Annotated in this window: 14 protein-coding genes and 2 pseudogenes; 11 read left to right on the forward strand and 5 right to left on the reverse strand. The window is 53.9% G+C overall.

What is annotated here, in order from left to right; genetic code table 11:
- Nucleotides 1-1554 (reverse strand): annotated as a pseudogene (locus M4NBBH2_RS08760) (IS1634 family transposase); the annotation flags it as partial.
- A 472-nt stretch (nucleotides 1555-2026) separates the two neighbouring features.
- Between M4NBBH2_RS08760 and M4NBBH2_RS11925 the strand changes: the two are divergent.
- The 7 genes and pseudogenes from M4NBBH2_RS11925 (at nucleotide 2027) to M4NBBH2_RS11930 (ending at nucleotide 6263) form a co-directional block, all read left to right on the forward strand.
- Nucleotides 2027-2263: a hypothetical protein gene (locus M4NBBH2_RS11925; RefSeq protein WP_202973746.1), complete on the forward strand. Its 237-nt coding sequence runs from the start codon at nucleotides 2027-2029 to the stop codon at nucleotides 2261-2263.
- The gene (locus M4NBBH2_RS08770) at nucleotides 2260-2838 is read left to right on the forward strand and encodes a hypothetical protein (RefSeq protein ID WP_202973747.1); all 579 of its coding nucleotides are present in this window, start codon (nucleotides 2260-2262) and stop codon (nucleotides 2836-2838) included. The genes M4NBBH2_RS11925 and M4NBBH2_RS08770 overlap by 4 nt, the downstream gene beginning before the upstream one ends.
- A 207-nt stretch (nucleotides 2839-3045) precedes the next feature.
- The gene (locus tag M4NBBH2_RS08775; RefSeq protein WP_116270637.1) at nucleotides 3046-3870 is read left to right on the forward strand and encodes a hypothetical protein; all 825 of its coding nucleotides are present in this window, start codon (nucleotides 3046-3048) and stop codon (nucleotides 3868-3870) included.
- An 8-nt stretch (nucleotides 3871-3878) separates the two neighbouring features.
- Nucleotides 3879-4109 carry a transposase gene (locus tag M4NBBH2_RS12220; RefSeq protein WP_170135139.1) on the forward strand — a complete coding sequence of 77 codons (231 nt, stop codon included), beginning with the start codon at nucleotides 3879-3881 and terminating at the stop codon, nucleotides 4107-4109.
- Between the two features lie 103 nt (nucleotides 4110-4212).
- Nucleotides 4213-4374 (forward strand): transposase, encoded by a 162-nt coding sequence (locus tag M4NBBH2_RS12365; protein WP_370685647.1) that lies wholly within the window; start codon nucleotides 4213-4215, stop codon nucleotides 4372-4374.
- Nucleotides 4375-5126: 752 nt separating this feature from the next.
- Nucleotides 5127-5969: pseudogene (locus tag M4NBBH2_RS08790) on the forward strand (transposase); the annotation flags it as partial.
- Nucleotides 5970-5984: 15 nt separating this feature from the next.
- On the forward strand, nucleotides 5985-6263 hold the full coding sequence (locus tag M4NBBH2_RS11930) for a hypothetical protein (RefSeq protein ID WP_202973748.1): 279 nt from the start codon (nucleotides 5985-5987) through the stop codon (nucleotides 6261-6263).
- 434 nt (nucleotides 6264-6697) lie between these two features.
- Here M4NBBH2_RS11930 and M4NBBH2_RS08800 read toward each other — a convergent pair whose 3' ends face one another.
- The 4 genes from M4NBBH2_RS08800 to M4NBBH2_RS08815 form a co-directional block, all read right to left on the reverse strand.
- Complete coding sequence (locus tag M4NBBH2_RS08800; RefSeq protein WP_116270640.1) at nucleotides 6698-7867, reverse strand: HNH endonuclease domain-containing protein; 1170 nt, start codon at nucleotides 7865-7867, stop codon at nucleotides 6698-6700.
- Between the two features lie 133 nt (nucleotides 7868-8000).
- Nucleotides 8001-8159 (reverse strand): hypothetical protein, encoded by a 159-nt coding sequence (locus M4NBBH2_RS11810; RefSeq protein WP_170135140.1) that lies wholly within the window; start codon nucleotides 8157-8159, stop codon nucleotides 8001-8003.
- Nucleotides 8159-9220, reverse strand: a complete 1062-nt coding sequence (locus M4NBBH2_RS08810) for an HNH endonuclease domain-containing protein (RefSeq protein ID WP_116270642.1) — start codon at nucleotides 9218-9220, stop codon at nucleotides 8159-8161. Before M4NBBH2_RS08810 ends, M4NBBH2_RS11810 begins: the two co-directional genes overlap by 1 nt.
- A gap of 75 nt (nucleotides 9221-9295) precedes the next feature.
- A complete protein-coding gene (locus M4NBBH2_RS08815) occupies nucleotides 9296-9754 on the reverse strand; it encodes a Panacea domain-containing protein (RefSeq protein ID WP_160117807.1) in 459 nt (152 codons plus the stop codon).
- A gap of 288 nt (nucleotides 9755-10042) precedes the next feature.
- Here M4NBBH2_RS08815 and M4NBBH2_RS08820 point away from each other — a divergent pair, with 288 nt between their 5' ends.
- The 4 genes from M4NBBH2_RS08820 to M4NBBH2_RS12080 all read left to right on the forward strand — a co-directional run bounded on the left by M4NBBH2_RS08820 (nucleotide 10043) and on the right by M4NBBH2_RS12080 (nucleotide 15199).
- Entirely contained in the window at nucleotides 10043-11830 is a 1788-nt protein-coding gene (locus M4NBBH2_RS08820; RefSeq protein WP_116270644.1) for a flavocytochrome c, read from the forward strand.
- 163 nt (nucleotides 11831-11993) lie between these two features.
- Nucleotides 11994-12383: a hypothetical protein gene (locus M4NBBH2_RS08825; protein WP_116270645.1), complete on the forward strand. Its 390-nt coding sequence runs from the start codon at nucleotides 11994-11996 to the stop codon at nucleotides 12381-12383.
- A 425-nt stretch (nucleotides 12384-12808) separates the two neighbouring features.
- Nucleotides 12809-14440: a molybdopterin-dependent oxidoreductase gene (locus tag M4NBBH2_RS08835; protein WP_238691404.1), complete on the forward strand. Its 1632-nt coding sequence runs from the start codon at nucleotides 12809-12811 to the stop codon at nucleotides 14438-14440.
- 27 nt (nucleotides 14441-14467) lie between these two features.
- Nucleotides 14468-15199 carry a molybdopterin dinucleotide binding domain-containing protein gene (locus M4NBBH2_RS12080; protein WP_238691405.1) on the forward strand — a complete coding sequence of 244 codons (732 nt, stop codon included), beginning with the start codon at nucleotides 14468-14470 and terminating at the stop codon, nucleotides 15197-15199.
- The last annotated feature ends 4 nt before the right edge of the window (nucleotides 15200-15203 follow it).

Below are 15203 nucleotides of genomic sequence, written 5' to 3' on the forward strand. Positions count from 1 at the left end.
CAAGCCATTTCTTGAGACTGACTTCCAGATCGAGCTCGGTCTTCGTCTTCCCATCCTTTTCCGTGCCGAGCCGCTCCTTGATCTCGCCAATCCGCTTGGTGAGGTAGTGGTAGCCGAGCGCGACAAACTGCACGAAGAGCCTGCCCTGAAGGCTGTCAGGGTGCCAGACGCGTGGGCGGCTCCCGTCCATGCCATTCTTTTGGACATTGAAGAGCTCCTCAATCTTCTCCCTCAGCCTGTAGGACTTCAGCGCCTCCTCGGCGTCCTTGACCTCATTGGAGACAAGCGCGAAGAAACCGAAATACTTCCTGGCCTCGCGGAAGGCCTCGTCTCTGAAGGCCACCTTCAGCTTCCCGCCGCGGCCCACGGTCGAACAGTGGAGGAACTTCTCCGCCTTCTTTTCGCCCGCGGGGGAGAGCTGCTCGCCAGCCTCGACGAGCCTCTTGAGCTCGAACAGGTCGTTCACCAGCCTCTGCTCGTCCTTTGTGGCGCGGTCCCTGGAATAGCAGACATGGACATAGAGCCTGCGGCTGAAGGTCTCCGCCTCGCCGGCGGCAATGCCGCCGCGGCTCCTCTGCCTGACGACGGACAGCTCCTTCATGACCATTTTCGAGGCGCAATGGACCGAAGTGTCGAACGAGCAGACGGAGGACACCGAGTCGAGCCTGTCGCGCAGCTCGTCGACGATCTCCCGAATCCAGAGGGTGGAGGGCGAGGCGAGCGTCAGGAACTTCATGCTGTTCCGTGCGAACTCCGCCATGTTCGCCTGGCTGTAGAAGCCGTTGTCCGTAACTACGACGGGCTTGTCGATGTCGAAGCACTGGAGCTGGCGGATGGCGTTCTGGATGGAGATGACGTCCGGCACGTTCCCCGGCTGCTTCGCGAAGGCGACGGGCTGGCGGTCATTCACCGAGTAGAGCGTGAGCAGCTTGACGGTGTCCAGCCCGTCGCCGTCCTTGTTGAATCCCTGGCGGGCCTCGGCCTGCCCCGAGCTGTAGGTCGAAACCGTGGTCGAGTCGAAGGCGATGCTCGGGGACGTCTCGAGCCTTGCCGCCCGGGAGGCAAAGAACTTCTGCTGCCCGTCGCCATCCTTGCCGACCTTGTCGAAGAGCTCGCTGCAGGCGCTTTCGCCCAGGCCTTCCTCGTAGGGCGTCGGTGGCCGACCTGCCAGGCCTCCATGCGGGGGATCGCCGCGCCGTCCGTGGCGATCAGGTAACGGGCGATGGTGGCGATCTTCTGAGCCGCGGCCGTCCCGAAGGCGCTTTCAAGCCCCTTGTCGATCCCGGTTTCCCTTGCGACAAGGTCCAGGATGTCAGCCAGGCAGGCGTGCTCGATGGAGGCGGAAGCCTCCTTCTTAGACCTGCTTTTAGGCCTTGTCGGAACAATTTCGCCTGTCTCAGGGTCTAGTTTGCCCAAAAGCTTGTTTTTCAACGTGACGGTCTTCTGCGTCTCCCGGTCGTACTGCGTGTGGCGCTCGTAGACGTAGACATCCCCATTGGCGCGGGTTACGCGGCGCTGGCCGACATGGATTTTTCCGGTATAGGTGCGGGACATGGCTGGCTCCAATAATGTTATCTATATTATATATAGTAACACTAAATGGGTCAAGAAAAAAACGCAGAAAACATCCCCTTTCTGCGGTCTACTCAGCCGAAATCAACCGAACGTGTGCCTGTTGTAGAACTTTCAGGTTCGTCTGAGACTCCTTTGAGCCAATGCCACTCTCCGCATGACTATGCGTCATGAGGCGGTTTTCTGCTGTCCGAAACTTTCAGACCGTAGACCCGCTTTCCCTTACCGTTTCAGCCGCGGACAGAAATTGACCCGCCCTTTGAACCGATTTCACTTGATTCATAAATGACGGGCGAGTACACTTTTTACGTACTCTTTTTACATACTTGATTTTCATTCGTGAACGTACGGAAGCCCAGAAGCAGGCGGCAATGGCTGTTCTTCAGAATTCCAGAGTTCATCCTGAAATCCTGAAACAGGTTCACGGGAGACATCAACTTCACAAGGAGCTGCGATGCTGCAGGCGATTCTGCATGGCAAGGCTGGCCGTATCGAACAGGACGGGGAATCTATCAGCTGGCGTGACGCGTTCAAACGGCGCGAGGATCTGCTGACTGCCGTCTTTTTTGGCCGCGTGCCTCACCTTTCGGACGATGCCTTGGGCGCGGTTCTGCGCTTTCTGCTCGGTGACGACAATCCGATAGATCCTTCACCTTTGACAAGCTGGAGCTGTGGCCATACCTGGAATTGAAGCCTGAACATGCTGACCCTGAGCGGGAGTCTGAACATGTTGAGCCCGATGTGATGCTTCGCTTTGAAAACTCATTGGTGGTTATCGAGGTCAAGCCCTCATTCGGGGGCTATCAGTATCAGGATCAGTGGCAGCGCCAGACCAAAGCGGTGGTCGGCGATAACAGTTTTGACAAATATGCAGACCGGCTTTACTACGTGGCGCTCGCCCATACTCCTACCGCCCCGCTGACTCGCGAGGAGCTGCCCCAACGTTTTCGCCGAATGACGCTGCGTGAATGGGGATCGCTCCGCTACTTTCTGCAAACCGCCCCCGAGTTTGACTCCTGCCGACAGGATCGCGCCATTCGTGAAGAGTGGATGCGGGCATTTGAGCTCTTTGGTATGGCACCAGTAATACCCGAGTGGAAGCTCTTGTTTGCCTACTCTGCAAACGAGGTGAACTTGGGTTGCGGGGTGAAGTCGTTTCCCATCCTGACCTCACCGACTGAACACACTGCTGACTGGGCCGCCCTGGTCGACTATGCCGGGCCACTGCGCCTCTCTCCCCACGATTTCTCCTTTTTGAATCACTGACTTTGGCTAAGGATGCCGCTATGAACCTAAATTCCCGCTCTGTTAGCTGTATTTTTAACAAAAGTCTATTGATTTTCCAAATAGAAAATTTTAAAAAAAGGGTTGATTTATAGGTAAAACATACGTATAATATAGACATATATAATCTCTTTTGCAGCCCTTGCGATATGACTGATCACAATCCGATCCTTCCCGAAGATGCGCGTATTGTCCGAATCAAAGACACAGAGTACGTTGCAATCCATAAGTATTGGTGGGATAAAGAAAAAAAGCGGGGCCAACAAAAAAGGCGATATATTTGGCAAGCTTGTTGATGGAAAATTTGTTCCGAACGCAGCTTATGCGGCAGAGCTGAAGCTGACCCGTGTCAAAAAGACCACTGATAAGCGTCAGAAATTTGATCATGACAAAACGTTCGGAACAACCGCACTCCTTACTCAAGCAGCAGAAACCTCGGGTTTAACTGATGATTTGAAGAAAGTTTATGGTGAGGGGAAGGCCGCCATGATGGTAAGCCTGAGGGTGAGGAAAATTTTGTGGGTGACTCTGATATGCTCTTGGAGGAGCCTCAATGAAACGAAAGACAGACCCTTGGATAGTGTTGCAGGACAGATTTTAGAAAACGCCAAGAAATCCGGGCTTGAGATTAATACCGCAGAGGATGCGGAAAATCTTATGGCCCATATGCTCGGTCGGCTGCTGACTCAAATGCTTGACGGTGAAATGACCAATCATCTCGGTTACGAAAGAGGCGGTAAACGTGTCACCGAAATGAGCGTAACGGGCATAGTTCGAAAACCCTCAAATCGTCCAGCCTTGGAAATATCCGTATTGACGTACCAGAGACCGCAAGGGAGAGTTGAGCCGAGGGTCGTTCCTAGCATAAACGCCAGCTGGCGGGGTTTTGAGGACAAGGTCTGGCCTTGTACGCCAGAGGGCTCTCACCCGGGAAATTCAGGCTTTTCTATGATGAATACGTATGGAGACCAGTGCCGAATTTATCAGCGATGTTACGGACGCCATCCTTCCTGAGGTTGAAAATGGCAGAACCGTCCTCTGGATCCGTTTTATACAATGTTTTCTTTGACGCTATTCGAGTCAAAATCCGAGGTGATAATGGCATTGTTACCCCGAAAGCGGTCCATCTTGCCTTGGGCGTAAACGCCCAGGGCCGCAAGGAAGTTTTGGGGATGTGGTCGCTGATAAGAAAGCGCAAATATTGGCTTAAGGTCTTCACTGAACTCAAAACAGGGGGGTGTCTGATATTCTGATTGCTGTCACAGACGGACTCAAGGGAATGAAGGAGCGCTGAAGCTGCCTTCCCAACACTCTGCTGCAGACCTGCATTGTTCACCTGATCAGGAACAGTCTGAAATTCGTCGATATAAGGATACAAGCGTAGCCGGCGCGCTGAAGCCCATTTACCGGGCCGTAAACGCGGCTGATGCGCGGAAGGAACTGGACGCTTTTGCACAGTCGGAATGGGCTCAGATACCCTACATCGCCAAACAGTGGATCGATTCCTGGATAAGGTGATCCCTCTTTGATTTTCCCCAAATATCCGCAGACTTATTTATACAACCAATGCCATAGAGAGCCTTAATCGGGATCTAAGAAAGTAATTAAGACCCGAGCTGCTTTCCCTACTGAAACGGCTGCTTTGAAACTTCTCTTTCTGGCAATCCGGAAAGTAGAGAAAAGATGGGTCGGCCTTCTCCATACTGGAGTGCCGCTATGAGAGAATTGGTTGTGCTATTTGGTGACCGAATCACCCCTACATCGATTAACCTTGAACGAGCCGCCCACAAAAAATTACACACCCTCGTAAGCCTGGCGGCATATCAAATCATCAAAACACTACTTCACAGCATAGATTCAAGATTTTTCTGATACTAACGCCTTGCCAGCCGGTCTTCCAGACAATATCGAGTCTCAAAGACTAAGTGAGTTATCGCAGGATATTGGCTCAGATACAGCTTCATTAAATCGGCTCTTTGCTCTTCGGGCCAAGCGTCTTCCTGAAACAGAATATTTATCATTCGACAGCACACGAATCGCGTCTGAAAGCCGATCTCTGACAGATGTACGAAAAGGAATTAGTAAACGCGGAGGCTACGAAAACCAGATTGGTTTGGCGCTCCTCTACGGTCATAATTCTGGTGTTCCCTGATGTTCAGGCGATTCGCCGGAAACGTGCCAGATATAGTCACTATGCATGACCTTCTGACTCGATGGGAAAACATCGGAGTCAGTAAAAAAATTATCTCAATTTTTGATCGGGCTATTGCAGCCGTGAGAATCTTCGGCTGCTCTGCAAGAACAAGCATCACTTCATCATGGCTGCCAAAACTGATCACTCCTTCATCAGGGACGCCATCGAAGATAATCTTCCCGCTTTCTGGGATATGACGAACAACGTTCGCGGTCACAACCTGACCGCTGTTCAAACCCAGGTCACAATACCAGGCACGAAAGAGGACCCAAAATCATGTAGTGTTTGGGTGTACATCTATTACAGTCTTGCAGTTGCAAATAATGAGCAGGATAAATTTTTATCTGATTTGGTAACCTTTGAAGAAGACTGGATTAACGGGTTAGCCAGCCCTGATTCCAAACTTTTGAGATTCTATGAAACACCTGATAGTGAACCCGGTAAAAAGCCTCTGATCAGAAACAATGATGCTGTCAATGAAAAGGTCAGATACATGGGATTCTTTTCAATGATCAGCGATCGAAAACTTGAGTCGAAAGAAATCCTGGAGATCTACAGAACGCGCGACTGCATCGAGAAATGCTTTGGGGTTATCAAGACTGATGTTGGTTTTACAACTACAAGGGGACACTCCGACGTTTCTGTTAATGGACGTCTCTTGTTAGCCTTCATCGCTGCCACAATTGTTTCCTGGCTCATCAAAGCCATGAGTGTTGAAGTGAAAATAGGGAAGAAATCCTATGCACCTCTGCTTGACGAATATTCTCTCATGGAGCTGCTGGAAGATGTGGGGCAGATCCGTTTCTATAGCTCATCAATAGGAAAAGTTTGGCTCGGGGAAATTTTAGGTCGCCACAGACTCGTTTTTGAGCGACTCGGACTGGAAAACTGCCTCCTGAATCCCGCTATGTATAAGTAAATCGGGAATTCAGGTATGAAATACGATCTTCAGCAAACCACCAAGCTGGTTACCCAGCTGCAGCAGGCCCACAGACTCGCGGCCGCTTTCTACATGCGTATCCTCCCGCTATTCGATACGATCGCCTATCAGACGCTGTACTCCGAGTTCTGGTTCTGGGAGCCCACCGAAACTTACACCCCTCCCGCGATACATATCCCCATCCGGCACTTCGGCATGGTGCTATCTGCCGCTGTTTGCTTCGACTCATGCCTACCGGGACAAGACATACAGCAAGGCAGTAAAAGGCGATAAAGCGCTGATTTTCCGCAACTATATCGACTACGATTTCCGCAGTGACTCAGACTTGCGTGCAGGTAAGAATACCAAGCCCGATCCTTTGGAAATGTCTGGCAAGGAGGCAGTGGTTGAAGTCAATCTGTACCGTTGCCTGCAGGAAAGCGACTGGAAAATGGTTAAAGAAGCTGACAGGCCCCTCTTCAACCTGATTGGCAGCAAAGTGGCAAATGTCCTCAATTTGAGTTCTGCTCCATGCATTGGCCGCTCGCCAAGTTCCTTGCTGACCCTAATATCGTTACCAATTGGATCAAAGAGAAGAGTGCTATCGCCAAGCCGGTGACTGGTCCCGAACAAGCCTCGTAACCTGGCAGAGCCTGGTGACGTTATCTACGGTTCCCCGCCGAAGAGTCATCAGGCTCTGACAATCTCCCTTCATATCCGACGCGGAACTACACGCCGCGGTACGTATTCGTCCAGTCCGTGAACCCTTGATTCTTCGCCTGCAGCAGAAGCGGGAGAATCGCGTTTTTAAGCTTCTCGCTGAAAGCTTCTTTGTTTTCAAGCGTCGCGACGAACTGCTCCGCGTTCGGAATCACGTCGCGGTAAGACTCAATCACTTTCCTGAAATGCTGAGTCTCCCGGTTCGCGGTAAGCCCGATGAACTGCACTGAGCAGAAGTCATCAAGGTACGCCGTATCCGGAAGATTGTCGTTTTTGCTGCTGTTTGGGCTCCTGAACGTAGGTACCAGATTCCAGATCTGGTCATGCAGCACGAATTTCCAGGGGACAAAGTGGTCAACCGACATCGGTCCCAGGCTCTCAAGCGCGTCCTTCGTGAAGTGACGGAGCGTGTAGATGTCGTAAACATCGCCATCCCGCTCGATCGCTGAACGCCAGTAGTCCTTCGCACGGGAGAAATCAAGACTGTTCGGGCTGGTCGGCTGAATGAGCTTCTCTGAAATCGCCGGGACGCTCGGGTTCTTCTGCTGCAGGAACTGCGTGAGCTTGAAGTACGTGCACTCCGTGATGATCGGATTATTTTCGATAAAGTACCGCGTCCACTCAGGCGTCAGCTGAATGCCATCCTTACTGATCACGTAAGGCGTCCGGCCGGCGTTCATCGCTTTCTGGCTCAGGTCGCGCGTGAGGTTATCCTTCTTCGACTCAAAGGACTTCCCGAATTCCTTCCGGTACTCCGCGTACTGGTCATTGAACACCGCGGCGATAAAGCGCTGCGGAACATAGCGCGTCATCATCCGGATCTTTTTCTCCACATCCGGATTCTGGATCCCCATAACCGCGGCCACGATATCGTCGTACGACGAATCATCCGGCAGATGGCACTCTTCCCTCACGGCATAGATCAGTTCCGCGAGCTGATCTGAGTACCCGAGATTCAGACGGAAATAGATCACCGGGTACCAGGCGGCTGCCACCATGCGGGCCGTCATCTCTTTAAAGGAAACGAATTCGCGTTTGTTTTCAGACGCGATCCTGAGGAGCGCGAGCATCCAGACGTACTTGTAGCAGTTCGTCGTATTGGCCAGCATCTGCTCAAGCGTCCCCCCTTTCGGAGACGCCGTCGCGATCGCGAATGAAAACACGTTATCTGATGCCATGCGTGGAATGCCTTGATAAATTCCAGATGCGGATTGCCCTATTTTAGGGCGTACTGGTGCAGGAAAAGGAATGGGGCTTTCTCATGGAACCAACCACCCTGGAGTCGGAAAGAATCTCCCCGCCATCAGCAGGCTACAGACGCAGATCGTTCCCGGATATGTAGTCGGATTGCCACTTCGAAAAGCCCTGAATTTTTGCCTGCAGGAGAAGAGCCCCAACCGCGTCCTGCAGCTTCTCCCGCAGCTGCGCCTCGTGTTTAAGGAGATCAGCGATACTTTTCGCATTTGGCATCAGATCACGGTAAGCATCCATAATCGGATCCGCTTTTTTCTTTTTTTTGTTTTTTCAATATTCTCGGGCTTTTCCCAATCTATATTGGCTTTAAGCCCCAGGATCTGAATATTGCAAAAATCATCCAGAAAATCCCTGTCAGGTAAATTGTCGCTTTTACTGCTGTTCGGTCTGCCAAAGGTTGGCACAAGATTCCAAAGCCGGTCGTGAAGAACAAATCTCCAGGGCACAAAGTGATCGATTGCCAATCCGCCCAGACGATTTAAAGCATTTTCGGTGAATGGGTTCTTCGTGTAGATGTCATACACCTGTTCATTCGACTTGATAGCCCGCTTCCAGTAATTTCTTGCGCTTTTGAATTCCTCGGTTTCCTTTCTCTCCGTCGGTCTTATCAGCTTTTCAGAAACAGCCGGAACGTTAGGATTCCTCCGCTGAACGAACTGGGTCAGCTTGAAATACGTGCTGTCCGTAATCATCTGGCTGTAATCCAGAAAGAACTGTATCCAGTCTGGCATCAGCGTTATGCCGCCTTTCTCAATCACATAGGGCGCCTGAGATTTATTACCCGCCTCTTGGCTGAAAATCTTGACATCATTATCTTTATGACCTTCAAAAGACGAGCCATACTGCCGCTTGCTTATCGCGAGCTGATCATCAAACAAGGATCCAATAAACCGAGAAGGGACATAGCGGGTCAACTTACTGAGTTTGCTTTTCAGCTCTGAATTCCTGCTTTGCAAAATTGCCTCAATGATTTCCTCATAAGAGGCGTCATCCGACAAGGCGCATTCTTTTTGAACGAGCCGAATCTTTTCCTCTAACTTATCTGAGTAACCAAACTTCAGACGGAAATAAACGACTGGGTACCAGGCGGCCGCGATCATGCGGGCAGCCATTTCCTGATTGGAAATAAACCCGGTTTTGCCCTCAGAAACGATTTTGACAAGAGAAAGCAGCCAATAATATTTATAGCTGGCGGAAACATCAGCAACCATCTGCTCGAGCTGGCGTCCTTTTGGAGACGCTATGTTCGCAAACGAAAAAGCGTTATCTGCTGCCATAGATGGATTGCCTTGATTTATACCGGATGCTGAAAGTCCCTATTTTAGGGCGTCTGGCGGTCTTTTCCTCTCGCTCTAGAAATCCGCCTCGTACGCGCCGCTCACCTCGAGCCTCGCGAGAAACGCATCCCTCATCGCGGCTTTCGGAATCACGGACGGGATGGGAGCTCCGGCAATCAATGGATCCGCGAGAACCAGGTCCCGCAGTTTCCAGCCAGAAAACTGCCCGTAGACGAGGTACACCTGATCGAGCCCCTCTTTCTCATCTGCCGTGAGTCCCGGGTCTCCGGTCTCCGAGGAGTTCAGAATCCTGAACCCTGGCTCTTTCCCATATTTCTCAAAAAGCGCCGGAATCACGGGTCCCATCTGCCACACTTCGAAATCCTCTTCGAAAAGCGGCTTTCCGGTCATCGTCAAAGAAAATCCCTGACTGTAATAGAGGAGTTTCTGAAGCACCGGAAGCGTCATGACGTCTCCTGACTCCTCATCCATTTTGGCGAGCAGATACCGGATCGCTTTCTCACAGGCTGTCATCACGGGATCCTCCCTTTGATTCATCCGCGTCACAGTAATGGTTTCTGAGCCGGGTCACCGGAATCCACTTCACGGAAACCGCTGATTTCCCGTGGATTCCAGAGAACCCTCTTTCCCCCATTCTGTCAGGAAAAAGCACGCCTTATTGACCCAAACACGTTTTGTTTCGATTTATCTATATCACTAAAGAGATAAGGATATTGACTTAGGCGGTTAACTGTCTTTTAATGACGTTGCAATCAAAAATTGACAAGTCAATTTGACAGGTTTGAGGGGAGAAACAGCGTGATGAATACCAAATCCATTCGTTTTGCCGCCGTGATGGCAGCCGTGATCGGAGCCTTTGCTTTCCAGGCATCCGCCGCGACCGTAACCACGACCGGCACCGGTGTTGGGAAGGACGGCGATATCAAGGTTCAGGTGACCTTTGACGCGAATAAGATCCAGTCAATCAAGGTCCTCTCTCAGAACGAGAACCCGGTTCTCGCGGAGAAGGTCTTTACAGATCTTAAAGACAACGTTGTCAAAACGAATTCCACGGATCTCGACGCCATCTCAGGCGCCACGTTCTCATCGAAAGGCTTTCTCGCGGCCGTGAAGGACGCGGCGAAGAAGGCGGGCGTGACGCTCACGAAGGACGGACAGAAGTCGCTTAAGAAAGCGGCCTCGATGATTCCGGCGAAGAGCACCTATGACGTGGTCGTCGTGGGTGCCGGCGGCGCTGGGTTCGCGGCCGCGATTGAGGCGAAGAACACCGGGGCGAGCGTCGTGATGCTGGAAAAGATGCCGACAGTCGGCGGCAACTCCCTGATCTCCGGCGCTGAAATGAATGCCGCTCGGAACTGGGTCCAGCCGAAACTCGGGATTCTTGATGACTCCGCCGAACGCCACGCTCAGGACACCTATATCGGGGGCGACAAGAAGGGCGACCTTGAAGTGATCCGCACGATGACGGGGAACGCGCTTTCCGCCGCCAAGTGGGCCCGCGACTATATCGGCGTCCGGTTTGAACCCGATAACCTCTTCATGTTCGGCGGCCACACCCGTAAGCGCGCCCTGATCCCGTACGGCCAGACCGGCACCGAATTCATCACGAAGCTCTACGCGAAGGCGAACGAACTCAAGATCCCGGTCATCACCAATATGAAAGCCGTGGAACTTATCAAGGATGCCTCAGGCCGCGTGGTCGGCGTGAAGGCGACGATGAATGGGCAGAATTACGAGTTCGACGCGAAGGGCGGCGTGGTGCTCGCGACGGGCGGCTTCGGTCACAATGCCGCGATGGTGAAGAAGTACGACCCGTCGCTCGATGAACGCTTTAAGTCCACGGACTCCCCGTCCGCGACGGGCGAAGCGCTCTACATGGCGGAACGCGCCGGGGCGGAACTCGTCAACATGCAGTACATCCAGACCTACCCGATCTGCGACCCGGTCTCGGGCTCGATTGAGCTGATCGCCGACGCCCGGTTTGACGGCGCCATTCTGATCAACCAGAAGGGACAGCGTTTCGTTGAAGAACTCGGGCGCCGCGACGTGATCTCGCACGCGATCCTCGCGCAGCCAGGCTCCTACTGCTGGGTTCTCTGGAACGACAAGATCGGGAATATTTCGAAGACCGTCGAGGCTCACCCGGACGAATACTCCGTCTTCACGAAGACCGGCACGATGAAGACCTGCGGTGACCTGAAGTGCATCGCGGAATTCACGAAGATCCCTTACTCCAACCTCAAGGCGACGATTGACCGCGTGGATTCGATGACGGGGCCGGGGAACGACAAGGACTTCCATAACCGCGGCGGCCTCGTCGATATGTCGCAGGGCAAGTACTACGTCGTGAAGGCCGTTCCGTCGATTCACCACACGATGGGCGGCATCCGCATCAATCCGAAGTCCCAGGCGCTCGATAAGAACGGCAAGGTGATTCCGGGGCTCTATGCCGCGGGCGAAGTGACCGGTGTCACGCACGGCACGAACCGCCTCGGCGGCAACGCCTACGCAGATATCCTCGTCTTCGGCCGCATCGCTGGTGAAGGCGCCGCCTGGGACGCCCTGAGTCTCGGGAAGACCGCGAAGTAACGGGTAAGAGAAAGACCGCCCGAAGGTCACTCCGGGCGGCAGGGGATAGCGGCTCGATCAAGCTTCACACCACCGTTTCCAGCCGCTCTCCCCGGCACTGTCCTTTAAAAAAGTTGCTGAGAACAACCTGACATAACAACAATCGCCACAGAGGAGTACATCAATGCCTTCTGAACAGCAGCTGACCAAAGCCATTATCAACATGGCGGTGGAAGCCTGGCATTTCAAGGAAGCTTTTGAGCAGATGATCGCGAAGGCAAAGCCCGAGGATCAGGTGCGCTATCGGAACCAGCTGAAGTGGTCTCTTCAGAGAACAAAGGAAGCGCTCGCGACCGCGGGGCTTCATGTCGCTGACATTCCGGAAGGAATGCCCTTTAATCCCAGTCTCAAGATCACGGCTGTCAATATGGATGAATTTGAGCCGGGGGATGACATCGTGATCGAGCAGGTGCTCGAACCCACGATTCTCACGGCGGATAACCGGATCGCCCATATCGGATCGGCGACGCTCGCGACGGCAGCGGAATTCAATGCCACGTCAGAACCCGCCTGACCGCTTTTAAAAGAACACTGACACCCGCCGCGATTCCCCTAAGGAACCGCGGCGTTTCTTTATCCGCTCTCCCACCGTTTCATAGATTCTGATAGTTACTGATAGATCCTCTATAGGAACTCATATTTCCTATTAAAAACGATCGCGGGTAATTGACCTCTCATTTTTCACCGTGCCGCGCTTTGATTTCCGCCCTCCCGTATTTCCCTTTCTTTTCAGCGGCATCACCCGGTTTTCCCCTGTTTCCGGGGATCTCCGTAAATCATTCTCATTTGATTAATTTTGATTTACTTGCTGGGTTAGCAAGTTTTTGTTGTCAATCTGTCATTCAAAAATCGGTTCGTTCTCCATAGAATCCGCCCCCAAGAGATGAATCTCATCTCGTCCAGAACAGCAATTCATAAATAAAACAACAGGAAAACAAAATGACCTTCCAACTGACTCGCCGAGCCCTGCTGCAGGGAGCCGGCATCACGCTTGCCGGAAGCGTCTGTCCGCTTACCGCCGTGGCGTCAGGTGTCAAAAAAGCGATTGACGCGATGCCTGACATGTATTGGGGTGCCTGCGTGGTGAACTGCGGCAACCGCTGCGCCCTCCGTGTCTTTACGAAGAACGGCCAGGTGATCCGGATCGAGACCGATAACACATCGAACCCCTGCTGCCCCCAGCCCTATCAGCTGCGGGCGTGCCTCAGAGGCCGCTCCATGCGGCAGCGCCTCTATAACCCCGATCGCCTGAAGTTCCCGATGAAGCGGGTCGGCGAGCGGGGAGAAGCGAAATTTGAGCGGATCTCGTGGGATGAGGCCTATCAGCTGATCGCCGATAACTGGCAGCGGATCCTGAAGAACTACGGCCCGGACTCCGTTTACATCAACTACGCGACGGCGCAGCAGACGTCGGTCAGCGGCTCGAACTGCTGGAAGCGTCTCGCGAACCTCACGGGCGGCTACCTGAATTGGAAAGGTTCCTACTCCTCCGCCCAGATCACTGCGGCCTTCCCGATGACCTACGGCCGCAAGGTCGCGTCCTCTCCCACCGAAATCGCCCACGCGAAGCTCTACGTGTCGTTCGGTGACAACCTCTCTGTCACCCGGATTTCCGGCGGCTCGATGTCCTGGCAGTTCCTGCAGGCGATTGAGAAGAACCACGTGAAGACGATCGTGATTGATCCGATCTGCACGGATACGGTGGCGGGGAAAGTGAATCAGTGGATCCCGATCCTCCCCGGGACAGACGCCGCGCTCTGCGAAGCGCTCGCCTACGAATTCATCACCCACAACTGGGTGGATCAGGAGTTCCTCGATAAGTACTGCGTCGGCTACGACGAGAAGACCCTCCCGAAGAGCGCCCCGAAGAACGGCGACTACAAGTCCTACATCCTCGGGAAGGCGGACGGCGTCGCGAAGACCCCGGCGTACGCCTCGGCCATTACCGGTATTCCTGAAGAAACAATCATCGCCCTTGCCCGCGAGATGGGAACAACAAAGCCTGTCTTTGTCGCCCAGGGACTCGGGCCGCAGCGCCGCGCAAACGGCGAGGAAACGGCACGGGCAATCGCGATGCTTCCGATTCTTCTTGGTCAGGTGGGTCTCCCCGGCACGTCAAGCGGCATGGAAGAGTGTGGCACCGACTGGTGGCCAATCGGAATCCCCCGCGGCAATAACCCCGTGAAAGCCTCGATCCCGAGCTTCATGTGGACAGAGGCGATTCTGCGGGGGCACGAGATGACGGCAACGCACGACGGTGTGAAGGGTGTCGACCGGCTGAAGAACGACATCAAGATGGTGATCAATTCGGGCGGCAACATCCTCATCAACCAGCATAGCGACTGCGGCCGCACGGATAAGATCCTCCGCGACACGTCGAAATGCGAATTCATCGTGGTCTGCGACAACATGATGACCGCGTCCTGCCGGTACGCGGATGTGCTCCTCCCGGATACCCTCGGAAACGAAACCGAGGATCTCGTCGGAAACGGCGACTCGATGGGTGAGACCGCCTTTATCACGCCGATCCACAAAGCCGTGAACCCGCAGTGGGAACAGCGGTCTACCTAAGAAATCTGCCGCGGGATCGCGGAGAAGATGGGGCTTGAAGCCGCCTACACCGAAGGCCGCACGCAGCGGGGGTGGATTGAGTGGGCGTACGAGCAGAACCGGAAGCAGAATCCTGAGCTCCCGGACTTCAAGACCTTCTGGGCCACGGGGCCGCATCAGCTCCTGCACCTCAAGTGGGACCGGATCGCGTTCTCGGACTTCCGGGCGGACCCCGCGATGCATCCGCTGAAGACCCCGTCCGGCAAGATTGAGATCTATTCCGAGCAGCTCGCGAAGATCGCGGAAACGTGGACGCTTCCGAAGGGCGACGTGATCACGGCGCTCCCGAAATTTGTCCGCACGTGGGAAATGGCGGGAGACCCAAAGGCGAAGACCTATCCGCTCCAGTGCTACGGCTACCACGGTCACGGCCGCGTTCACTCTTCCTTCCATAACCTCCCCTGGGTGCGCGAGGCCCACCCGGACCGCGTTCTTGTGAATCCGGTGAACGCCGAGGAACGGGGGCTCTTTGAGGGGCAGAAGGTGCGTGTGTTCAATGACCGCGGCGCGATTGAGATCGCGGTCCACATCACGCCCCGCATCATTCCGGGTGTCTGCGCGCTCCCGCAGGGCGCGTGGTACCGCCCGGTGAAGAAGAACGGGAAGACGGTGGATATCGGAGGCTGCATCAATACGCTCACAAGCCCCCGCCCGAGTCCGCTCGCGAAGGGCAATCCCTCGCACACGAACCTCGTGCAGATTGAACCGATCAGCGCCTGAACTG

Origin of the sequence: Mesosutterella multiformis, from assembly GCF_003402575.1 — a bacterium.
GTDB lineage: Bacteria > Pseudomonadota > Gammaproteobacteria > Burkholderiales > Burkholderiaceae_F > Mesosutterella > Mesosutterella multiformis.

Coding starts and splice junctions, on each gene's coding strand:
- M4NBBH2_RS11925 (WP_202973746.1), top strand. CDS start 2,027: ATGCTGCAGGCGATTCTGCATGGCAAGGCTGGCCGTATCGAACAGGAC.
- M4NBBH2_RS12220 (WP_170135139.1), top strand. CDS start 3,879: ATGGCAGAACCGTCCTCTGGATCCGTTTTATACAATGTTTTCTTTGAC.
- M4NBBH2_RS11930 (WP_202973748.1), top strand. CDS start 5,985: ATGAAATACGATCTTCAGCAAACCACCAAGCTGGTTACCCAGCTGCAG.
- M4NBBH2_RS08800 (WP_116270640.1), bottom strand. CDS start 7,867: ATGGCATCAGATAACGTGTTTTCATTCGCGATCGCGACGGCGTCTCCG.
- M4NBBH2_RS11810 (WP_170135140.1), bottom strand. CDS start 8,159: ATGCCAAATGCGAAAAGTATCGCTGATCTCCTTAAACACGAGGCGCAG.
- M4NBBH2_RS08810 (WP_116270642.1), bottom strand. CDS start 9,220: ATGGCAGCAGATAACGCTTTTTCGTTTGCGAACATAGCGTCTCCAAAA.
- M4NBBH2_RS08815 (WP_160117807.1), bottom strand. CDS start 9,754: ATGACAGCCTGTGAGAAAGCGATCCGGTATCTGCTCGCCAAAATGGAT.
- M4NBBH2_RS08820 (WP_116270644.1), top strand. CDS start 10,043: ATGAATACCAAATCCATTCGTTTTGCCGCCGTGATGGCAGCCGTGATC.
- M4NBBH2_RS08825 (WP_116270645.1), top strand. CDS start 11,994: ATGCCTTCTGAACAGCAGCTGACCAAAGCCATTATCAACATGGCGGTG.
- M4NBBH2_RS08835 (WP_238691404.1), top strand. CDS start 12,809: ATGACCTTCCAACTGACTCGCCGAGCCCTGCTGCAGGGAGCCGGCATC.
- M4NBBH2_RS12080 (WP_238691405.1), top strand. CDS start 14,468: ATGGGGCTTGAAGCCGCCTACACCGAAGGCCGCACGCAGCGGGGGTGG.